This window comes from Bacillus sp. B19-2, from assembly GCF_022832475.1.
Classification (GTDB): domain Bacteria; phylum Bacillota; class Bacilli; order Bacillales; family Bacillaceae; genus Bacillus; species Bacillus paralicheniformis.
Genome location: NZ_JALHKQ010000005.1, coordinates 54,090 through 70,369, shown reverse-complemented (window position 1 = coordinate 70,369; position 16,280 = coordinate 54,090). Strand labels below are relative to the sequence as shown.

Annotated in this window: 18 protein-coding genes; 14 read left to right on the top strand and 4 right to left on the bottom strand. The window is 46.5% G+C overall.

Translation table 11 applies throughout. The features are described 5' to 3' along the window. The first annotated feature begins 12 nt into the window (after nt 1–12). Nucleotides 13–804, top strand: a complete 792-nt coding sequence (gene pdaA, locus MST20_RS18145; RefSeq protein ID WP_243944194.1) for a delta-lactam-biosynthetic de-N-acetylase — start codon at nt 13–15, stop codon at nt 802–804. Nucleotides 805–976: 172 nt separating this feature from the next. After that, entirely contained in the window at nt 977–2,080 is a 1,104-nt protein-coding gene (locus MST20_RS18140; protein WP_243943988.1) for a glycerol dehydrogenase, read from the top strand. Nucleotides 2,081–2,258: 178 nt separating this feature from the next. Here the strand turns inward: MST20_RS18140 and MST20_RS18135 are convergent, their stop codons facing one another. Together MST20_RS18135 and corA are read right to left on the bottom strand one after the other, a co-directional pair. Further along, complete coding sequence (locus MST20_RS18135; protein WP_243943986.1) at nt 2,259–2,855, bottom strand: hypothetical protein; 597 nt, start codon at nt 2,853–2,855, stop codon at nt 2,259–2,261. A gap of 57 nt (nt 2,856–2,912) precedes the next feature. Next, nucleotides 2,913–3,875 carry a magnesium/cobalt transporter CorA gene (gene corA, locus MST20_RS18130; RefSeq protein ID WP_243943984.1) on the bottom strand — a complete coding sequence of 321 codons (963 nt, stop codon included), beginning with the start codon at nt 3,873–3,875 and terminating at the stop codon, nt 2,913–2,915. A 133-nt stretch (nt 3,876–4,008) separates the two neighbouring features. Between corA and MST20_RS18125 the strand changes: the two genes are divergently transcribed. The 6 genes from MST20_RS18125 to MST20_RS18100 all read left to right on the top strand — a co-directional run bounded on the left by MST20_RS18125 (nt 4,009) and on the right by MST20_RS18100 (nt 8,790). Continuing rightward, complete coding sequence (locus tag MST20_RS18125) at nt 4,009–4,872, top strand: DNA-3-methyladenine glycosylase family protein (RefSeq protein ID WP_243943982.1); 864 nt, start codon at nt 4,009–4,011, stop codon at nt 4,870–4,872. A gap of 2 nt (nt 4,873–4,874) precedes the next feature. Further along, the gene (gene rlmD, locus MST20_RS18120) at nt 4,875–6,281 is read left to right on the top strand and encodes a 23S rRNA (uracil(1939)-C(5))-methyltransferase RlmD (RefSeq protein ID WP_279600181.1); all 1,407 of its coding nucleotides are present in this window, start codon (nt 4,875–4,877) and stop codon (nt 6,279–6,281) included. Nucleotides 6,282–6,330: 49 nt separating this feature from the next. Next, nucleotides 6,331–6,801, top strand: a complete 471-nt coding sequence (locus tag MST20_RS18115) for a DUF6884 domain-containing protein (protein WP_243943979.1) — start codon at nt 6,331–6,333, stop codon at nt 6,799–6,801. A 217-nt stretch (nt 6,802–7,018) separates the two neighbouring features. Further along, nucleotides 7,019–7,510, top strand: a complete 492-nt coding sequence (locus MST20_RS18110; protein ID WP_243943977.1) for an RNA polymerase sigma factor — start codon at nt 7,019–7,021, stop codon at nt 7,508–7,510. Continuing rightward, nucleotides 7,500–8,063, top strand: a complete 564-nt coding sequence (locus MST20_RS18105; protein ID WP_243943975.1) for a hypothetical protein — start codon at nt 7,500–7,502, stop codon at nt 8,061–8,063. Before MST20_RS18110 ends, MST20_RS18105 begins: the two co-directional genes overlap by 11 nt. Before the next feature lies 1 nt (nt 8,064). Continuing rightward, entirely contained in the window at nt 8,065–8,790 is a 726-nt protein-coding gene (locus tag MST20_RS18100; RefSeq protein ID WP_243943972.1) for a YfjL-like protein, read from the top strand. Nucleotides 8,791–8,818: 28 nt separating this feature from the next. Here MST20_RS18100 and MST20_RS18095 read toward each other — a convergent pair whose 3' ends face one another. Further along, nucleotides 8,819–9,394, bottom strand: a complete 576-nt coding sequence (locus tag MST20_RS18095; protein WP_243943970.1) for a TetR/AcrR family transcriptional regulator — start codon at nt 9,392–9,394, stop codon at nt 8,819–8,821. A 107-nt stretch (nt 9,395–9,501) separates the two neighbouring features. On the opposite strand from MST20_RS18095, the gene MST20_RS18090 reads away from it, so the two are divergent. From MST20_RS18090 to MST20_RS18065, 6 genes are all read left to right on the top strand, one after another. Beyond that, complete coding sequence (locus MST20_RS18090; protein WP_243943968.1) at nt 9,502–10,695, top strand: macrolide family glycosyltransferase; 1,194 nt, start codon at nt 9,502–9,504, stop codon at nt 10,693–10,695. A 100-nt stretch (nt 10,696–10,795) separates the two neighbouring features. Then, nucleotides 10,796–11,116 (top strand): YckD family protein, encoded by a 321-nt coding sequence (locus tag MST20_RS18085; RefSeq protein ID WP_243943966.1) that lies wholly within the window; start codon nt 10,796–10,798, stop codon nt 11,114–11,116. A gap of 103 nt (nt 11,117–11,219) precedes the next feature. Further along, entirely contained in the window at nt 11,220–12,425 is a 1,206-nt protein-coding gene (locus tag MST20_RS18080; protein WP_243943964.1) for an MFS transporter, read from the top strand. Beyond that, nucleotides 12,418–13,158 (top strand): YfjL-like protein, encoded by a 741-nt coding sequence (locus tag MST20_RS18075; protein ID WP_243943962.1) that lies wholly within the window; start codon nt 12,418–12,420, stop codon nt 13,156–13,158. Before MST20_RS18080 ends, MST20_RS18075 begins: the two co-directional genes overlap by 8 nt. A gap of 316 nt (nt 13,159–13,474) precedes the next feature. Beyond that, nucleotides 13,475–14,851, top strand: a complete 1,377-nt coding sequence (locus MST20_RS18070) for a sucrose-specific PTS transporter subunit IIBC (protein ID WP_347880875.1) — start codon at nt 13,475–13,477, stop codon at nt 14,849–14,851. A 42-nt stretch (nt 14,852–14,893) separates the two neighbouring features. Continuing rightward, a complete protein-coding gene (locus MST20_RS18065) occupies nt 14,894–15,736 on the top strand; it encodes a PRD domain-containing protein (protein WP_065644602.1) in 843 nt (280 codons plus the stop codon). Nucleotides 15,737–15,767: 31 nt separating this feature from the next. Here MST20_RS18065 and MST20_RS18060 read toward each other — a convergent pair whose 3' ends face one another. Then, nucleotides 15,768–16,274, bottom strand: coding sequence for a carbonic anhydrase (locus tag MST20_RS18060; protein ID WP_243943960.1), 507 nt, complete (start codon nt 16,272–16,274; stop codon nt 15,768–15,770). Nucleotides 16,275–16,280 lie beyond the last annotated feature (6 nt).

The window sequence follows — 16,280 nt, the reverse complement described above, 5'->3', positions numbered from 1 at the left end:
AGCGAGAAAATGATGAAACGAATCTGTGCCATATGCTGCGGATTCCTGCTGATGCTGGCCTTCAGCGGCAGCGCTGAAGCGATTTCCAACAAGGCGATCCATTGGGGCTTTTCAAAAAGCAAAAACCATCAGCCGGCAGATGCGGGACAAGAGCTGAACAGCCTTTTACAGCAGTACGACGCCTTTTATTTGGGCAACACAAAGGAAAAAACGATTTATCTGACCTTTGATAACGGCTATGAAAACGGCTACACCCCTAAGGTGCTCGATGTTCTGAAAAAACAAAACGTCAAAGCTGCCTTTTTTGTGACGGGCCATTTTGTCAAAGATCAGCCGGAGCTGATCAAACGAATGGCCGAGGAGGGGCATGTCATCGGGAATCATTCCTATCACCATCCGGATCTCACGACGAAAACAAGCCGTGTGATACAAGAGGAATTGGAATCGGTCGATGAGGAGGTTTACAAAATCACAGGCGAAAAAAACAACCTCTACCTGAGACCGCCTCGGGGCGTTTTCAGCGAGCGGGTGCTTGAAGAAACGAAAAAGCTCGGTTATCAAACGGTATTCTGGTCTGTTGCTTTTGTCGATTGGAAAATCAATGCCCAAAAAGGGTGGCGCTATGCGTACGACAATATGATGAAACAGGCCCATCCCGGCGCTATCTATTTGCTTCACACCGTCTCGAAAGACAATGCCGAAGCGCTTGATCAGGCGATCACCGACTTGAAAAAAGAAGGCTATACATTTAAAACTCTTGATGACCTGATGTTTGAAAAATCTATGATGCTAAAGCCCTTTTGAAAGACAAATGCCCCGGTCGCTGAGCCGGGGTTTTTGCTTTGATCGGAAAAGTTGATGTTCAGGCTCTATTTCCCCTAGTCAATTCCATAGAATAAAAATCCATTCTATATACATATATTACTAGATTTAAAAAGAAAATAGGTATATCATTGATATTGAAGGGGGAATTACCATGTCAAAATTAGTAAAATCAGTCACGTCACCTAAAAAATTCATTACAGGAAAACGACTCCTTGAGAACTTGAACGATTACATTGAAGATTATGGCGATCACGCATATATTATTTGCGATGAATTCATTTTGGAACGCGCTCAAAAAGAAGCGGGGAATTCGATTCAGAAAGCCGGCAATCAAGCTGTTTTTGAAAAATTCAATTATGAATGCACACAGGAAGAAATCGATCGTAACCGGGAGCTTGCACGCAATGCAGGCGCTAATATCATCGTTGGGATCGGCGGGGGAAAAACGCTTGATACAGCAAAAGCCACCGCTTATTACGAGAAGCTGCCGGTTGTGATTTTCCCGACAATTGCTTCAACAGATGCTCCATGTACGGCCCTTGCCGTCATATATAAACATGACGGATCGTTTGACCGCTATCTGTTTTTGCCGACGAACCCTGATGTCGTTCTCGCCGATTCTGACATTTTGGCATCCGCGCCGCCGCGCTTTTTCGCAGCCGGTATCGGAGACGCCTTGGCGACGTATTTTGAAGCGCGCGCCTGCTTTAAAGCAAACGGCGACAACCTCGTGCTGATGAAGCCTTCAACAACAGGATTGGGACTTGCCCGTCTTTGCTATGATACGCTATTGGAAAACGGCGTAAAAGCGATGCAGGCGGTCAAGCATGGCGTTTCTACACGAGCGGTCGAGGATACAATCGAAGCGACCATTTATTTAAGCGGCGTCGGCGCCGAATCAGGCGGTCTTGCCGCCGCACATGCGATTCACAATGGTATGACAGCCGTTCCTTCCCTGCACAGGGCTCAGCACGGCGAAAAAGTTACGTTCGGCCTTTTGGCTCAGCTTGTTCTTGAAAACGCGCCGGCCGAAGAATTAGAGACCGTCATTAACTTTATTAAAGGCGTCGGTCTTCCGTTGACATTAAAAGACCTCGGAGTCGACGAATTTGTTGAAGAAGAATGGCGCCAAGTCGCTCAAAGCGCTTGCGCGGAAGGCGACACTATGGGCAACATGCCGTTCCCGGTCACCCCTGACGATGTCTACAATGCGATCGTCGCCGCCAACGCGATTGCAGAATCTTATCGCGATTAATAGACGAAAAGCCGCTTCGGTGAAGGAGCGGCTTTTTTTTTGAGGGTTGTCTATTAGTTTGTGAATCGGCTGTTTGCCGTTCGTTTTTTCTGTATACCTTTTCATTCTAAACTTTCTCTTCCGTGTAATCTATTTAAAAGTTCCCGAAAACGTGCTGTTTAACTCGAGTGACAGCCGCTCATTTCAATACTTTAATTTTGATCCTCGGTTCTTCTTCCATCCCTGACTCATCCACATCCTCATTTCCCGGAGCCGTAAAAGTGATGCTGTACGTTTCCTGTGAATGCGGAGACAGTTCCAGCTCTTCCGGCTGAAAGTCAAATTCACTCGTTATATCAGGGGTGAGTTGGATGCGTTCGGTCTTTTTCCCGTAGTTGTTCACTTTCACCTCACAGTCCATGCTTCCTTCCTCCATATCGTTCTGATAGCTGCAGGAGCTTCCCCTTGTCATATATTCCACGGCATCATCGCCTTGTGCATTCCATTTTTGAAAGAGCATCAGCTGTTCTGTGACCAGCGGGTAAAATACTGAAATGCCGATAATAAACAAAAACAGCTTAAAGCGGATCCACGGTACTCCATCATAATGTCGCCACGCCATAATGAAGCCAATGATGAGCATCAACATGCAGATCAGAACCACTAAATTCCGGACAGGCAGTCCTAAAAAGTCCGAAAGCGCGTCCGCTGCAGACACGCTTTGATGATTCTCGGCGCTCATCAACAAGCCGAGAACGGTCAGGATGATGCCGACAAGCCCTGTATGTACCTTCATGCCTTTCCCCCCTCAGTTATAGAAGTAGTCGTAAAGAGAGGAAAAAGGTTTCCGGTTTTACTTGAAAATGTCAAACCATCCTTTGTGCCGGAACCAGAAGATCATGCCGGCGACAACGGCTCCCATCATGACGAGGATGAAAAAATAGCCGTAGCGCCAATGCAGTTCAGGCATGTTGTCAAAGTTCATGCCGTACACTCCGGCAATGAAGGTGAGCGGAATAAAAATCGTTGAGACGATTGTCAGCGTCATCATAATGGCGTTCATCCGATTGGAGTTGAGCGTCTGGTAGCTGTCCCTCAAATCGGCGGTCATGTCGCGGTTGTTTTCGACGATTTCGGTCAGCTTCAAGAGGTGGTCGTAAATGTCGCTGTAGTACGCTTTTCGTTCGCGGTTTTCTTTTGAAATTTCAATGTTTAAAATCCGGTAAAGCAAATCCCGCATCGGAATAATTGTTTTCCTCAGCTTTAAAAGGTCGTTTCGGATATCAAACACCTCATTCATCAGCGTTCCATACGTTTTTCTGCTGTCGCTTTCAGCAATTTCATTGAGGCGGTCTTCTATTTTGTAAAGAATCGGGAAATATTCGTCCACAAGCTGATCCATGACCATATAGGCGATATGGCTCGGTCCTTTTTTCCACAACTCGCTGTTTTCCGAAAGCTGTCTTCTTACTTTTTCAATGCCGTCTGAACGATGAAAGTGAAATGTGACGATAAAATCTTTTCCAACGAATAGGTCAACTTCTTCAGACGCCAAAGTCCTTTGATTCAACTCGTGTATGACGAAAAAAAGATATTCTTCGTATTGATCAAGCTTCGGACGCTGCAAATGATGAACACAGTCCTCAACTGCTAAAGGGTGAAAGTGAAAATGGCTTTTGAGTAAGGAGACTTCTTCATCCGAAGGCTGATCGAAATCGGTCCAGCACCACTCAATATCTTGACCTGTCAGCCTTTCTGCTTTGGTGTCGGTGGATAAAAGCTTTCCGTCTTTTGTCATCGCAAAATGTTTAATCATCGGCACCCCTCCGCTTCCATAGGATGCTGCGGTGCGCTGTGATTCATTCGGCGAAAAATAAAATGTTGTTCTTTTTTAAGAGAATTTGAAACATGGTATACTGTGGACAAAGAAGAAAAAGGGATGGGAAGCGATGTGGAAGGAAACTGTAAGCGTATCACCGCCGTATCATTTTGACCGCGTCTTGGACAGGCTTTCGCTTGATCCGCTCAATGCGGTCAACCTCGACAAAAGGGAGGTCAAGCTGCCGCTCCGCAATCAAAACAAAGAGCCTCGGATTGTCGCTGTGCAGGCGACGGGAACTGTCGAAGCCCCGGCGTTTGCCGTCAGCGGTACAGACGATCGAGACGACATGATGAAAGAAGTGAAACGGATCTTCAGATGGGAGGAAAATCTTCAGCCTGTACTGGATCACTTTTCACAATCGAGCTTATCATCAATTTTTGCAGAGCATGCCGGAACGCCGCTGGTGCTCGATTTTCATTTGTATCATTGCTTGATGAAATGCATAATCCACCAGCAGCTGAATCTGTCTTTTGCTTATACGCTCACAGAGCGGTTCGTTCACACTTTTGGAGAGCAAAAGGACGGGGTCTGGTTTTATCCGCTTCCCGAAACGGTTGCACAGCTCGACTATAACGACTTGCGCGAACTTCAATTCAGCATGCGGAAGGCTGAATATGTCATCGATACATCAAGGATGATCGCAGACGGCCGTTTAAATCTTGATGAGCTTGCTCAATTATCAGATGAAGACATGATGGAAAAGCTGGTGAAAATCAGAGGCATCGGCCCGTGGACCGTCCAAAACGTTCTGCTGTTCGGACTGGGCCGCCCCAATCTGTTTCCGGCCGCCGATATCGGCATCCAAAACGCCATCAAACGCCATTTTGGCTTAAACGATAAACCGACAAAAGAACAAATGCTTGAAATGAGCAAAGAATGGCACCCTTATTTAAGCTATGCTTCCTTGTATTTATGGAGGAGCATTGAGTAGAAATGGAGAGAACATCAGTGAAACGTGATAAAAAAGGATCATCAGCAGAATTAAAAGTCGGACAGCAATTTCCGCTGACGATCAAGCGCCTCGGCATCAATGGCGAAGGCGTCGGCTACTTCAAGAAAAAAGTCGTCTTCGTCCCCGGCGCACTGCCGGGTGAAGAAGTCGTCGTCGAGGCGACAAAGGTTCATCCGAAATTTTCCGAAGGGCGGGTCAAAAAGGTGCGCAAGCGTTCAGAGCACCGCGTCAAGCCGCCCTGCATCATCTATGAGCAATGCGGGGGCTGCCAGCTCCAGCATCTGGCTTATGAGGAGCAGCTGCAAGGAAAACGGGACATCGTCATTCAATCGCTCGAACGGCACACCCGTTTTGACATCGGCAAAATGGACATCAGGCCGACGATCGGCATGGAAAACCCGTGGCACTACCGGAATAAAAGCCAGTTTCAGCTCGGGCTTTCGAAAAACGGCAAGATGGTGGCCGGGCTGTACGGCCTTGACTCGCACCGGCTTGTCCCGATTACGGAATGCATTGTTCAGCATCCGGCGACGAACAAAACGACGCAAACCGTCAAGCAGATTCTTGAAGACTTCGGCATTTCCGTCTACAACGAACGGAAGCGCACGGGCGACGTCCGCACGATCGTGACGAGGGTCGGCTTTGAGACGGGGGAAGTGCAGGTTGTCCTTGTCACGTCAAAAGAAGATCTGCCGCGCAAGGAGCTCATTGCAGAAGAAATCAAAAAGCGTCTGCCTGAAGTGACCTCCGTGATTCAAAACGTCAACAAAGCCAAGACATCGGTTGTCTTCGGCGAGGATACAAGGCTCTTAGCCGGCAATATGGTCATTCAGGAATTTCTCGGCGAGGTTTCATTTGAGCTGAGCGCCCGCGCTTTTTTTCAGCTTAATCCGATCCAGACGGTCAAGCTGTATGACGAAGTGAAAAAAGCGGCGAAACTGAGCGGGCGCGAAAAAGTCGTCGACGCCTACTGCGGCGTCGGCACGATCGGAATGTGGATCGCCGGCGGTGCAAAAGAAATCCGCGGCATGGACGTCATTAAAGAATCGATCGATGACGCCAACCAAAACGCCAAAAAGCACGGAATCGAAAATGCGCGCTATGTCGCAGGGACGGCGGAGCACTGGCTGCCGAAATGGACAAAAGAAGGCTTCAGGCCGGATGTCGTCATCGTCGATCCGCCGAGAACAGGCTGTGACCGCACCTTCCTTGATACGATCAGGCAGGTTAAGCCGAAACGGTTCGTTTATGTCTCATGCAATCCGTCAACACTTGCGAAAGATTTGCAGTACTTGGCGAAGGATTACCATGTCGAATACATTCAGCCTGTCGATATGTTTCCGCAGACGGCGCACGTCGAATCGGTCGTATCGCTGAAGCTGAAATAAAACGCCTTTTCAAAGGCGTTTTTTAGCGGAACCAAAAGGGGGATACATGATGAAAAGACTCTGCATCATCCCGTGCGGGGCGAAGAAAATCTGGGATGTCGATCCGGGCAGCGGCCCGTCCGCCGCAAAGGATGTCTATCTGAGCCCGTTTCATCGGGCGTGCCGCACATATGCGCAAACGTTTTTTGCGGATTGGGTGATTCTTTCAGCAAAACACGGGTTTTTAAAACCGGAAGATATCGTTCCTGAAAACTATGACGTCACATTCGGGATGCGCCACCCGGAGATTATGGCGGATGATGAACTGAAGGTTCAAGGTGAACGGAAAAACCTGATGGATTATGACGAAATCGTCATGCTCGGCGGAAAAAAATACAGGCCTGTTTTGAGGAACGTGTTTGGCAGCCGCCAGCAGATCACTTACCCGCTGGCGGGATACCGGGGAATCGGCTATATGCTGCAGGCGCTGAAAGCGGCTGTCGATGAAGGCCGGGAGCTTAGGGAACCTGAAAACAGCTGAAGAGAAAGTGAGTTTTTAAAATCGCTGTGCGGGTTTGTCTAAATAAGGGCAGGGCATGATCTGGAAGACATTTGTTTGGCGGATGGGATATACGGAGGCAAAATGAAATATTCATTTTTGCCTCTTTTTTTATGCGATTTTTTGTAACAAAAAGAAGTTCAACGGTACTAATAAGTGAATGGAAAAATAGCGGCATGCCCAGCCGGGGAGGGGCTTTATGAAGCTTGAGGAAGTCTACAAGAGTATTCAGCCTTCCGTTTATGCCTTTTTCTACATCAAGACATTCCATAAAGAAACGGCGGAAGATTTAACACAGGAAGTATTTTATCAGGCTGTGAAAGGCTATCATACATTTTCGGGAAAGTCGACAATCAAAACATGGGTGTTTGCGATTGCTAAAAATGTGTTGAAAAAACACTTTCGTTCAGGAGCATCAAAAGCCGGGACAAACACGATTCAGCATGAGGAATCGGCTTGCTTATCTCCTGAAGAACACCTCCTGAAAACCGAGAAAGAGCGGCGGCTTCTCGAGGAAATCAACCGGCTTGATGAGACTTCAAAGGAAATTGTCACCCTCCGTATCTACGGAGAATTGTCATTTAAAGAAATCGGCATGCTCACAGGCAAAACCGAAAACGGTGCCAGGGTCGGGTTTCACAGAGCGAAGCTCAAGCTACAGCAAGAAATGGAGGGGTATGATGAAGGATAAGGAACGCAGTGTATTCAAAGATTTGCTTCCTTTATATCATGAGGGGCTGTTAAGCAAAGAGTCGGCTGAATGGATTGAGGAAGCGGCCGAAAACGATGAAGAGCTTCAGAGGCTTTTGAAGATGACGGAGGCCGAGCTTCCGAAGGAACATATTGAATCGTCTGTTCATGAAAGTCAAATGTTTAAAAAAATCAATCGGAAGCTCTCCTTGTACCAATTAATGTTTACAGCCATTTCGTTTTTTCTCGCGATTCACACATCCCTTTTAAATGAGAGCTTCGGCTTTATTTTGTGGTACGCCGTGCTTGGGCTTGCGGTGTACTTGTTTTACCGGGATATGAAACTCGTGATACTCCTCTCCTTTGCGCCGATTTTCATTTGGGGGATCGGGGATATTTTGGCCGGATGGGATGCAGCCGACGGTACAGGGGTTGTGGAGCACCTGCTGTATGCTGTCTTTGGCGCTTTCATGCTTGCAGTTATTCACTGTTTTTTCGCCGCGGCAGGGATGATGATCGGATGGCTGTTCTTAAAGCTGAAAGAAAGTAGCTGATATGATGAAAAAGAAAATCTTGTATAGCGTATTGATCGTGGTGCTCGTTTCCTTTGTGCTTGCCGCATACAACGCCTTCAACGGAAATCCCGTAAGCAAGAAATTGTCTCAAACGGCGCTTGAGCATTATTTGACTGACCGCTATCCTGAAAAAGACTTGCGGATCGACAGCGGGCTTTATAGCTTCAAGTTCGCCGAATATGTATTTGAAGTCACTGATACCGGCGATCAAAAGCGCAAAGACCCCTATCTGTTTTCTTTGAGAGGGTTTGTTCAACCTGAAGTGTACACTGACGGGATCTATGAAGAGAACCTCAACGAACCGCTGATGGAGCGGCTTGGAGAAGAAGCCGGAAAAGAAATCAAAACGTTTTTATCGAAAAGCATAAACGATCTGAAAGACGTTGACGTGCAAGTCGAAGTATTAAAAGGAAAGCTGAATAATGACGCAAAATGGGAGAAAAGCCTCCGCTTAGAGCGGCCGATGGAGATTCATATTTTACTTGATGCCGCAAATGCCGACCGAAAAGACGTCTACAAAACGGCGCAAAAGATTCAGCGCCTGTTGAATAAGGAAGGGTACGACTACGAAAGCGTGACGATTAATGCCAACATTTTTGAGGGGGAAGATATCAAAGACGAGGAGATCGGCTATGTCAAATACAGCACTTCCTTTGAAAAAAATGCGGATATCAAGCTGAAGGATGTTGAAGAGCTGAATGAATAGCGATCCATCCTTCAGTTGAAGGGTGATATCATATTTGCAAACCGTCGCAGAAAGCGGCGGTTATCTGTTTAATATAAGTGTCTTTAGCGGTTTTTCGAAACCGGCCGTCAGCCAATGCGCCAGAAGAGAAGTATCCGTATAAAGAGGACAGAAACGCGAAGGCCTGTGAACCTGGATCTCCCTTTTTCATCAGGCTTTTGTCCTGCATCGTCTGAAAGTAGTCTGTTAAATAACGAAGGAGTTCTTCCATATGCTTTAACAGAGAACCGAAAAGATCAGTCATCCTTCCGCCGTCTTGAACAGCGATAAGGTAGAGCGGTTTGTTATTTTCCATATGGAGCAAATACGATTCTGCAATCAATGTTAAATCTTTTTCCAGGTTCCAAGTGATATCGTTTTCAAATACGCGCTGAAAGGCTGGGATATAAGAAAATTGCTGAACAGCCGCTTCCAAAAGTCCGAGCTTTGTTTTGAAGTGCCGATAGACGGTCATTTCGCTGACGCCTGAATGAAGCGCGATATCCTTTATTGTCACCGACTTGAATCCGTATTTTTGCATTAAGTCTAAAGCAGCAGATATGATCCGTTCGTTCGTCTCTTGCAAAGGTGTTGACCCCCATTTTATGATAGTTAGTAGTAACTAACATCAGTCTAATCAGGCGCTGAATTGATGTCAACCCGTTTCAAAAAGGATAAAAAGGAGTTTTAATCATGAAAAATATTTTAATCGTCAATTTTCCGGCGGAAGGGCATGTCAATCCTACATTAGGGATCACCAAAGCATTTGCTGACAGAGGCGACAATGTGCACTATCTTTCAACAGAAAAGTATAAAGACAGGCTGGAGGGCGTCGGAGCTACCGTCCATTTATACAAAGATCTGGTGAGAAACGCGCATATTGATCCGAATTCACCGTCCGGCCTTCTTGAATTTTTAAAAATTCATCTCAAAACCTCGCTGTATATTCTAAACATTGTAAAAGAGCTGTCCAAAAGCATTTCGTTCGATGCCGTGTATTATGACACATTCGGTGCGGGTGAATTGGTCAGGGATTATTTGAACATTCCGGGAATCGCTTCATCGGCTTCATTTCTCTTTGGACAAGAACATATGAAGATTCTGCCGCTGCATCCGGATTCAGGCGCGGAGCTGCATTTGGATAAAGAATGCGAAGACCTCCTTGCGGATCTGAAAGAAAAGTACGGCGTCTCACCCCGGCATACAGGACAGTTTATGAGCAATCAGGCGGAGCTGACCGTTGTGTATACAAGCCGGTATTTTCAGCCTGAGAGCGACCGTTTTGGGGATGATGTGCTGTTTATCGGCCCGCGTTTTCCGAAGCGCCTCGACAAGACCGATTTTCCGGTAGAATCGTTAAAGAATGAGAAAGTCATTTATATTTCAATGGGAACCGTACTTGGTAAAACCGCTGACTTTTTCAATATGTGCATTGATGCTTTCCGTGATTTCGACGGCAAGGTTGTCATCGCCGCCGGCGAAAAGTCGGACTACGCGGATGTAAAAGAAGTGCCGGAGCATTTTATCATTGCGCCGTATGTGCCGCAATTAGAAGTGCTTAAAGAAGCCGATGTGTTCATCACACACGGCGGCATGAACAGTGTCAATGAGGGCATCCATTACCGCGTCCCGATGGTCGTGCTTCCGCATGATAAAGATCAGCCGATGATCGCCCAGCGCCTGAAAGAACTGAATGCTGGATATCCGCTGTTTGCAGAAGAGGTCAATGCTGAAAGATTAAGAGATGCAGCAGAACAAGTACTCACTGACGAAAAATATCAGGAAGGCATTCAAAAAATTGATGAAAGCTTCAGCAACTGCATGGACATGAAAGACGCATTGGCGCGCATTGATGAATATACGGCGCGGAAATCGCTGCAGTCTTAATAGAAAGCCAAGCCGCTTTACCAAGCGGCTTTTTTTATGCATAAACTCCGCAAAAAAGAAAAAAATAGAATAAATCATAGATCAGAAAGGATGTTGCATGATGCGCAAACTGTGCGTTTGCCTGCTTCTCGTCATTCCGCTGTCATGTACGGCTGTCATGTCTTCTGCCTACGGAGAAACACATGTTTATCAAGAGTTGACGGACAAGCAAAAAAATGAACTGGCTTCTTTGCAAAAGGACATTATGGAAAAGAAAAAACAGCTGATCAATAAGTATGTGGAGTACGGAATTCTTGATCAGGAAAGGGGAAAAGAAATCAAATCTCATATTGAAAAGCGCTATGAAAAAGAGCGAGAAAACGGGTTTCTGCCAAAATTGAAGCACCAAAAAGAAAAGTTTCACAAGCATCATATTCATTAAACTGAAAAAGACGGCGTCTCATTTTCTTCGTGACAAAAGTGTAAAGACAGGTGTAAACTAATACTCATGTAAACTGCTAAGAGAGTAAAGAGGTGTTGTGAGTATGAAGAAGAACCGTCCTGTTTCAGAGCGCAGACTGCTTGGCATCGCCGGGCTCGGCTGGCTTTTTGATGCCATGGACGTTGGCATATTATCGTTTATTATCGCCGCTTTGCACGCGGAATGGAAGTTGACGCCGCAGGAGATGAGCTGGATCGGCAGCGTCAACTCAATCGGCATGGCAGTCGGGGCGTTCGTCTTTGGCCTTTTGGCTGACCGTGTCGGAAGAAAATACGTTTTTATGATTACGCTGCTGTTTTTCTCGATCGGCAGCGGGTTGTCCGCTTTGACGACGACATTGTGGGCATTTTTAGTGCTGCGCTTTTTCGTCGGTATGGGGCTTGGGGGAGAGCTTCCAGTCGCATCTACGCTCGTATCCGAAACGGTTGCGCCTGAGCGGAGGGGAAGAGTCGTCGTCCTGCTCGAAAGTTTCTGGGCATTCGGCTGGCTGGCCGCAGCGCTCATCTCGTATTTTATTATTCCGGCCTACGGCTGGCAGATTGCTTTATTAATAACCGCGATACCGGCTATTTACGCCTTATATTTGCGGATCGCCCTGCCGGATTCTCCGAAATATGAGAAGCTTGCGCAGGAAAGGAAGCCGACCGTCATGGAAAATGTGAAGAGCGTCTGGTCCCGCAACTATGCCCGGCCTACGGCTATGCTGTGGATCGTCTGGTTTTGCGTCGTTTTTTCCTACTACGGCATGTTTCTTTGGCTGCCGAGCGTCATGGTGATGAAAGGATTCAGCATGATCAAGAGCTTTGAGTACGTCCTGATTATGACGCTGGCTCAGCTGCCCGGCTATTTCTCCGCGGCATGGCTGATTGAAAAAGCCGGCCGGAAAATGGTGCTTACCGTCTACTTGTTAGGGACGGCTGTCAGCGCCTACTTCTTCGGTTCGGCTGATTCGCTGGCGCTTCTGCTTGCGTCAGGCATGTTTTTATCGTTTTTCAACCTTGGTGCCTGGGGCGCGCTTTACGCTTATACGCCTGAACAATACCCGACGTCAATCAGGGGGACCGGCGCAGGAATGGCAGCCGGCTTTGGCCGAATCGGCGGCATTCTCGGCCCGCTTCTTGTCGGCTATCTCGTCGCCCGTGGAACAGAGATTTCCATGATCTTTTTGATCTTCTGCGTCGCCGTTGTTGCGGCCGTCGCGGCCATCTTCTTTTTGGGAACGGAGACGAAGCAGAAAGAGCTTGCCTAATGTCCGAATTCTCCTTCATAATGGACGGGACGCGAGAATTTGGAAAGAGTTGATTGAATTGAAAAAGAAAGCCATTATTACAGGTCTCTCGTTGTTAATTCTTGTGACGGGCTGTTATGTGTATAACGCCTTTTACGGAAATCCGGTCAGCCGCGCGCTGGCTGAACAAAAGCTTTCGGCATACTTGCAGGAAGCCCACGCCGGCGAAACCTTAAATATGAAAGGGAGCTCCTATAATTTCAAGTTCGCTGAATACCTTTTTCGCGTATCAGATGAGCGGAATGATGAGTACATTTTCAGCGTGAAAGGCGGCTTGCAGCCGGCTGTCACAAACGATGGCATCAAAGAAGTCAGACAGGAAAAGACGAGAGCCAGAATAAGCAAAGAAGCCTCAAATGAGATCAAGGCAAAGCTTGAAAAAAAGCTGAAAAACGTAATCGACGTCCAAGTTTCTCTATCTGGAAGCTATGATGTCAATACAGATTGGAAAAAACTGAAGCAAACAGAACCGATCGCTGTTACAGTTACCTTGAATTCAGGCCGTGACGGCCAGAGACAGGTCTATGACCAGGCAAAAGCGGTGAAAAAGTTATTGAGCGGCTACCATTATGAAAACATTGAGATTGACAGTATGGGTTTAGACGGGGAAGACCGGCCCGGTTATGTGAAGTACATTGTGCATGTTTTAAAGGACCGCGCGATAGCCATTGAAGATGTAGAGAAGGCGCTGTAACGCCTTCTCTTTTTTTATATGCGGGATATATAGGCGATTTGCACTATTGATGTCCATGCCCGTAGCGAATAGAATCATATTAAGAACAAATAAATATCGATGGGATTGTTACTGGTAAGGCAGGCAAGACCTAAAATGTGCTAAAGGAATCACAGACCTTAGTGCGCTTTTTTGCGCCTATCGGCTGATGCTTTCGCATGTTTTAGGTCTTTTTTTGTTCCTTTCGCCGGGGTCTTTAGATGTGATGGCACATTTTTCATTTTGATCGTCTTCTGTTGATTTGATAGGATAGAAAAATTGGAGGAGGTAGATCCGGGTGCTGCAAAAAGAGATTGCAAGAGAACTCTTGCCCCTCATTGGAGGCGCGGAGAATATCATCAGCATCAGCCATTGTACGACAAGGCTGCGCTTCAATGTCAGAGATGAAGAAAAAATCGATATAGCTGCTATTGAAAAGATGGAGTCTGTGCAGGGGACTTTTTTCAGATACGGTTTGTTCCAGATCATTTTCGGTACAGGTGTGGTCAATAAGATTTATAAAGAAATGATCCAATACAGCAATCCGGCTCCTTTTGAAGAAGCCCGGCGGGAGGCGCGGCCAAACATGAACGTATTGACGCGATTTGCCAAAACGCTGTCAGACATCTTTGTGCCGATCATTCCTGCAATCGTTGCGAGCGGATTGCTCATGGGTCTCATCAGTGTGCTTAAAGAATTCAGCCTCGGCGCTTATGGCGGCCCGATGATGAAAATGCTCGACATTTTTTCAAGCTCAGCGTTTGTCATTTTGCCTGTGCTGATCGGGTTCAGTGCGGCTAAACAGTTTGGAGCGAATCCGTTTTTAGGCGCTGTTATCGGCGGAATTCTGACCCATCCCGATTTGCTTGATCCTTCATTGCTCGGCAGCCAAAAGCCGGAATCCGTCGAAGTATTCGGCCTTGAAGTCCCTTTGATCGGATACCAGGGGACAGTCATTCCGATTCTCTTATCCGTCTACATAATGAGCAAAATCGAAAAATTCTTAAAAAGAATCATCCCCCGTTCTTTAGATTTGCTTGTCACACCGTTTATTACAGTCATGGCTTCCGGATTTGCCGCGCTGTTTATCATGGGGCCGCTCTCACTGATCATCGCCCATTTCGTAAGCGGCTGTCTCGGGTTTGTCTATCATTTTGCGGGGGCTTGCGCCGGATTTTTATTTGGCGGGCTTTACTCCTTACTCGTTTTGAGCGGCCTGCATCACAGTTTTTATGTGATTGAAGCGTCGCTGCTCGCAGATCCCGCATACGGGGTCAATTTTCTGCTTCCAATATGGTCGATGGCCAATGTCGCACAGGGAGGAGCGGGACTCGCCGTATTTTTGAAAACAAAGAATGCCGGCATCAGAAAGATTGCGATTCCGGCTTCTCTCACCGCTTTTTTGGGAATCGTCGAACCTGTCATGTTTGGCGTCAACCTGAAGCTCGTCAGGCCGTTTATCGGCGCATCGATCGGAGGCGCCATCGGAGGTGCATACGCCGTCTTCACACACGTTGCGGCAAACTCTTACGGATTGTCCGGCATCCCGATGATTTCAATCATTCTTCCTCTCGGCACCGCCAATCTCATTCATTATTTAATCGCTTTTGCGATTGCGGTGATTTCAGCATTCATTGCGACTTTGTGTCTTGGCTTTAAAGATGAAAAAGAATAATTCCGTTTTCATTCATTAAAACAGGATGAAAGGAAGGCAGCTATGAAAGTAAAAAAAATCTTAAATAACAATGCGCTCGTCGTCAAGGATCGCGGCGAGGAAAAGATCGTATTAGGTTCCGGAATCGCATTTCAAAAAAAGAAGAATGATATTGTCGATAGATCTAAAATTGAAAAAATATTCGTAATGAAAGATTCATCAGAATACCGCCAATTCGAGGAGATCTTAAAAACGTTGCCTGAAGATCATATTCAGGTGGCGGAGGATATTATTTCTCATGCGGAAAAAGAGCTCGGAATCAAAATCAATGAGCGAATCCATGTTGCTTTTTCAGATCATTTATCATTCGCGATAGAACGGTTAAGCAAGGGAATGGTCATTAAAAATCCGCTGCTTCAAGAAGTCAAAGTCCTCTACACGAAAGAATTTCAAATCGGCCGCTGGGCAAAGGCCCTCATTAAAGAAAAGCTGAAGATCGATATTCCGGAGGATGAAGTCGCCAATATTGCGCTTCATATTCATACAGCCAAAACAAACGCGGGAGATATGACAAAAACGCTCGATCTCACAACGATGATCAAAGATATTATCGAGATCATCGAAAACAAACTCAACATTAAAATAAAGGATGAGACGATTTCGTATGAGCGGCTTGTCAACCATCTCCGTTTCGCCATTCAGCATATCGAATCGGGAGAGACATTTTACGAAATGGATGGTGAAATGATCAGCCTCATTAAAAAGAAGTTTGGACAAGCGTTTATGTGCGCAGAAGAAATCGGGGCATTTGTGAAGCGGGAGTATGGTTTTGAATTTCCGGAAAAAGAGCTGTGCTACATTACCATGCATATTCAGAGATTTTATCAGCGGTCTGCTGTCGTGTAAAGAATGGTGTGTTTAAGAAAACGGAGCCCTGTTATCGGGCTCCGTTTTTGTTTAAGGCTTCAATTTCCGTTAAAACCGAATTTTCGATTAGAAATCCTTTCACTTTGACGTGCAAAGGGATTAGCGGGTGCCGGCGGATGGCGGCGACGCTTTTTTGGACGCCTTCAGCCACGGTTCCGCTCGGTGACAGCCATTCATCGATGCTGCCCTGCGTAAACTCCGGACTGCAGTTTTGGAAAAGGTACTCTAAAGTTTGCATTCTATCACTTAAATCTTTGTTTCTATTTAAAAGGTCAGAAATATCTTCATCTGCCGTTTGCTCGTGCTTATCGCGGACAATCCAGATTTCTTCCGTTTTGTTCCGGTGGACAAGGGTGATGATATCCCTCATCAAATCACCATAGGGCTGTGAAATATCAGGGAAGACGCTTTTTAAAACGAGGGCGTTTTCAGGCTGAATATTCGCTGCCCGGCAGATGGTCTGTTCAAGCTGTTTCTCCATTCCGATAATCATCAGTATTTTTTTGTTTTCTTCCATGACATT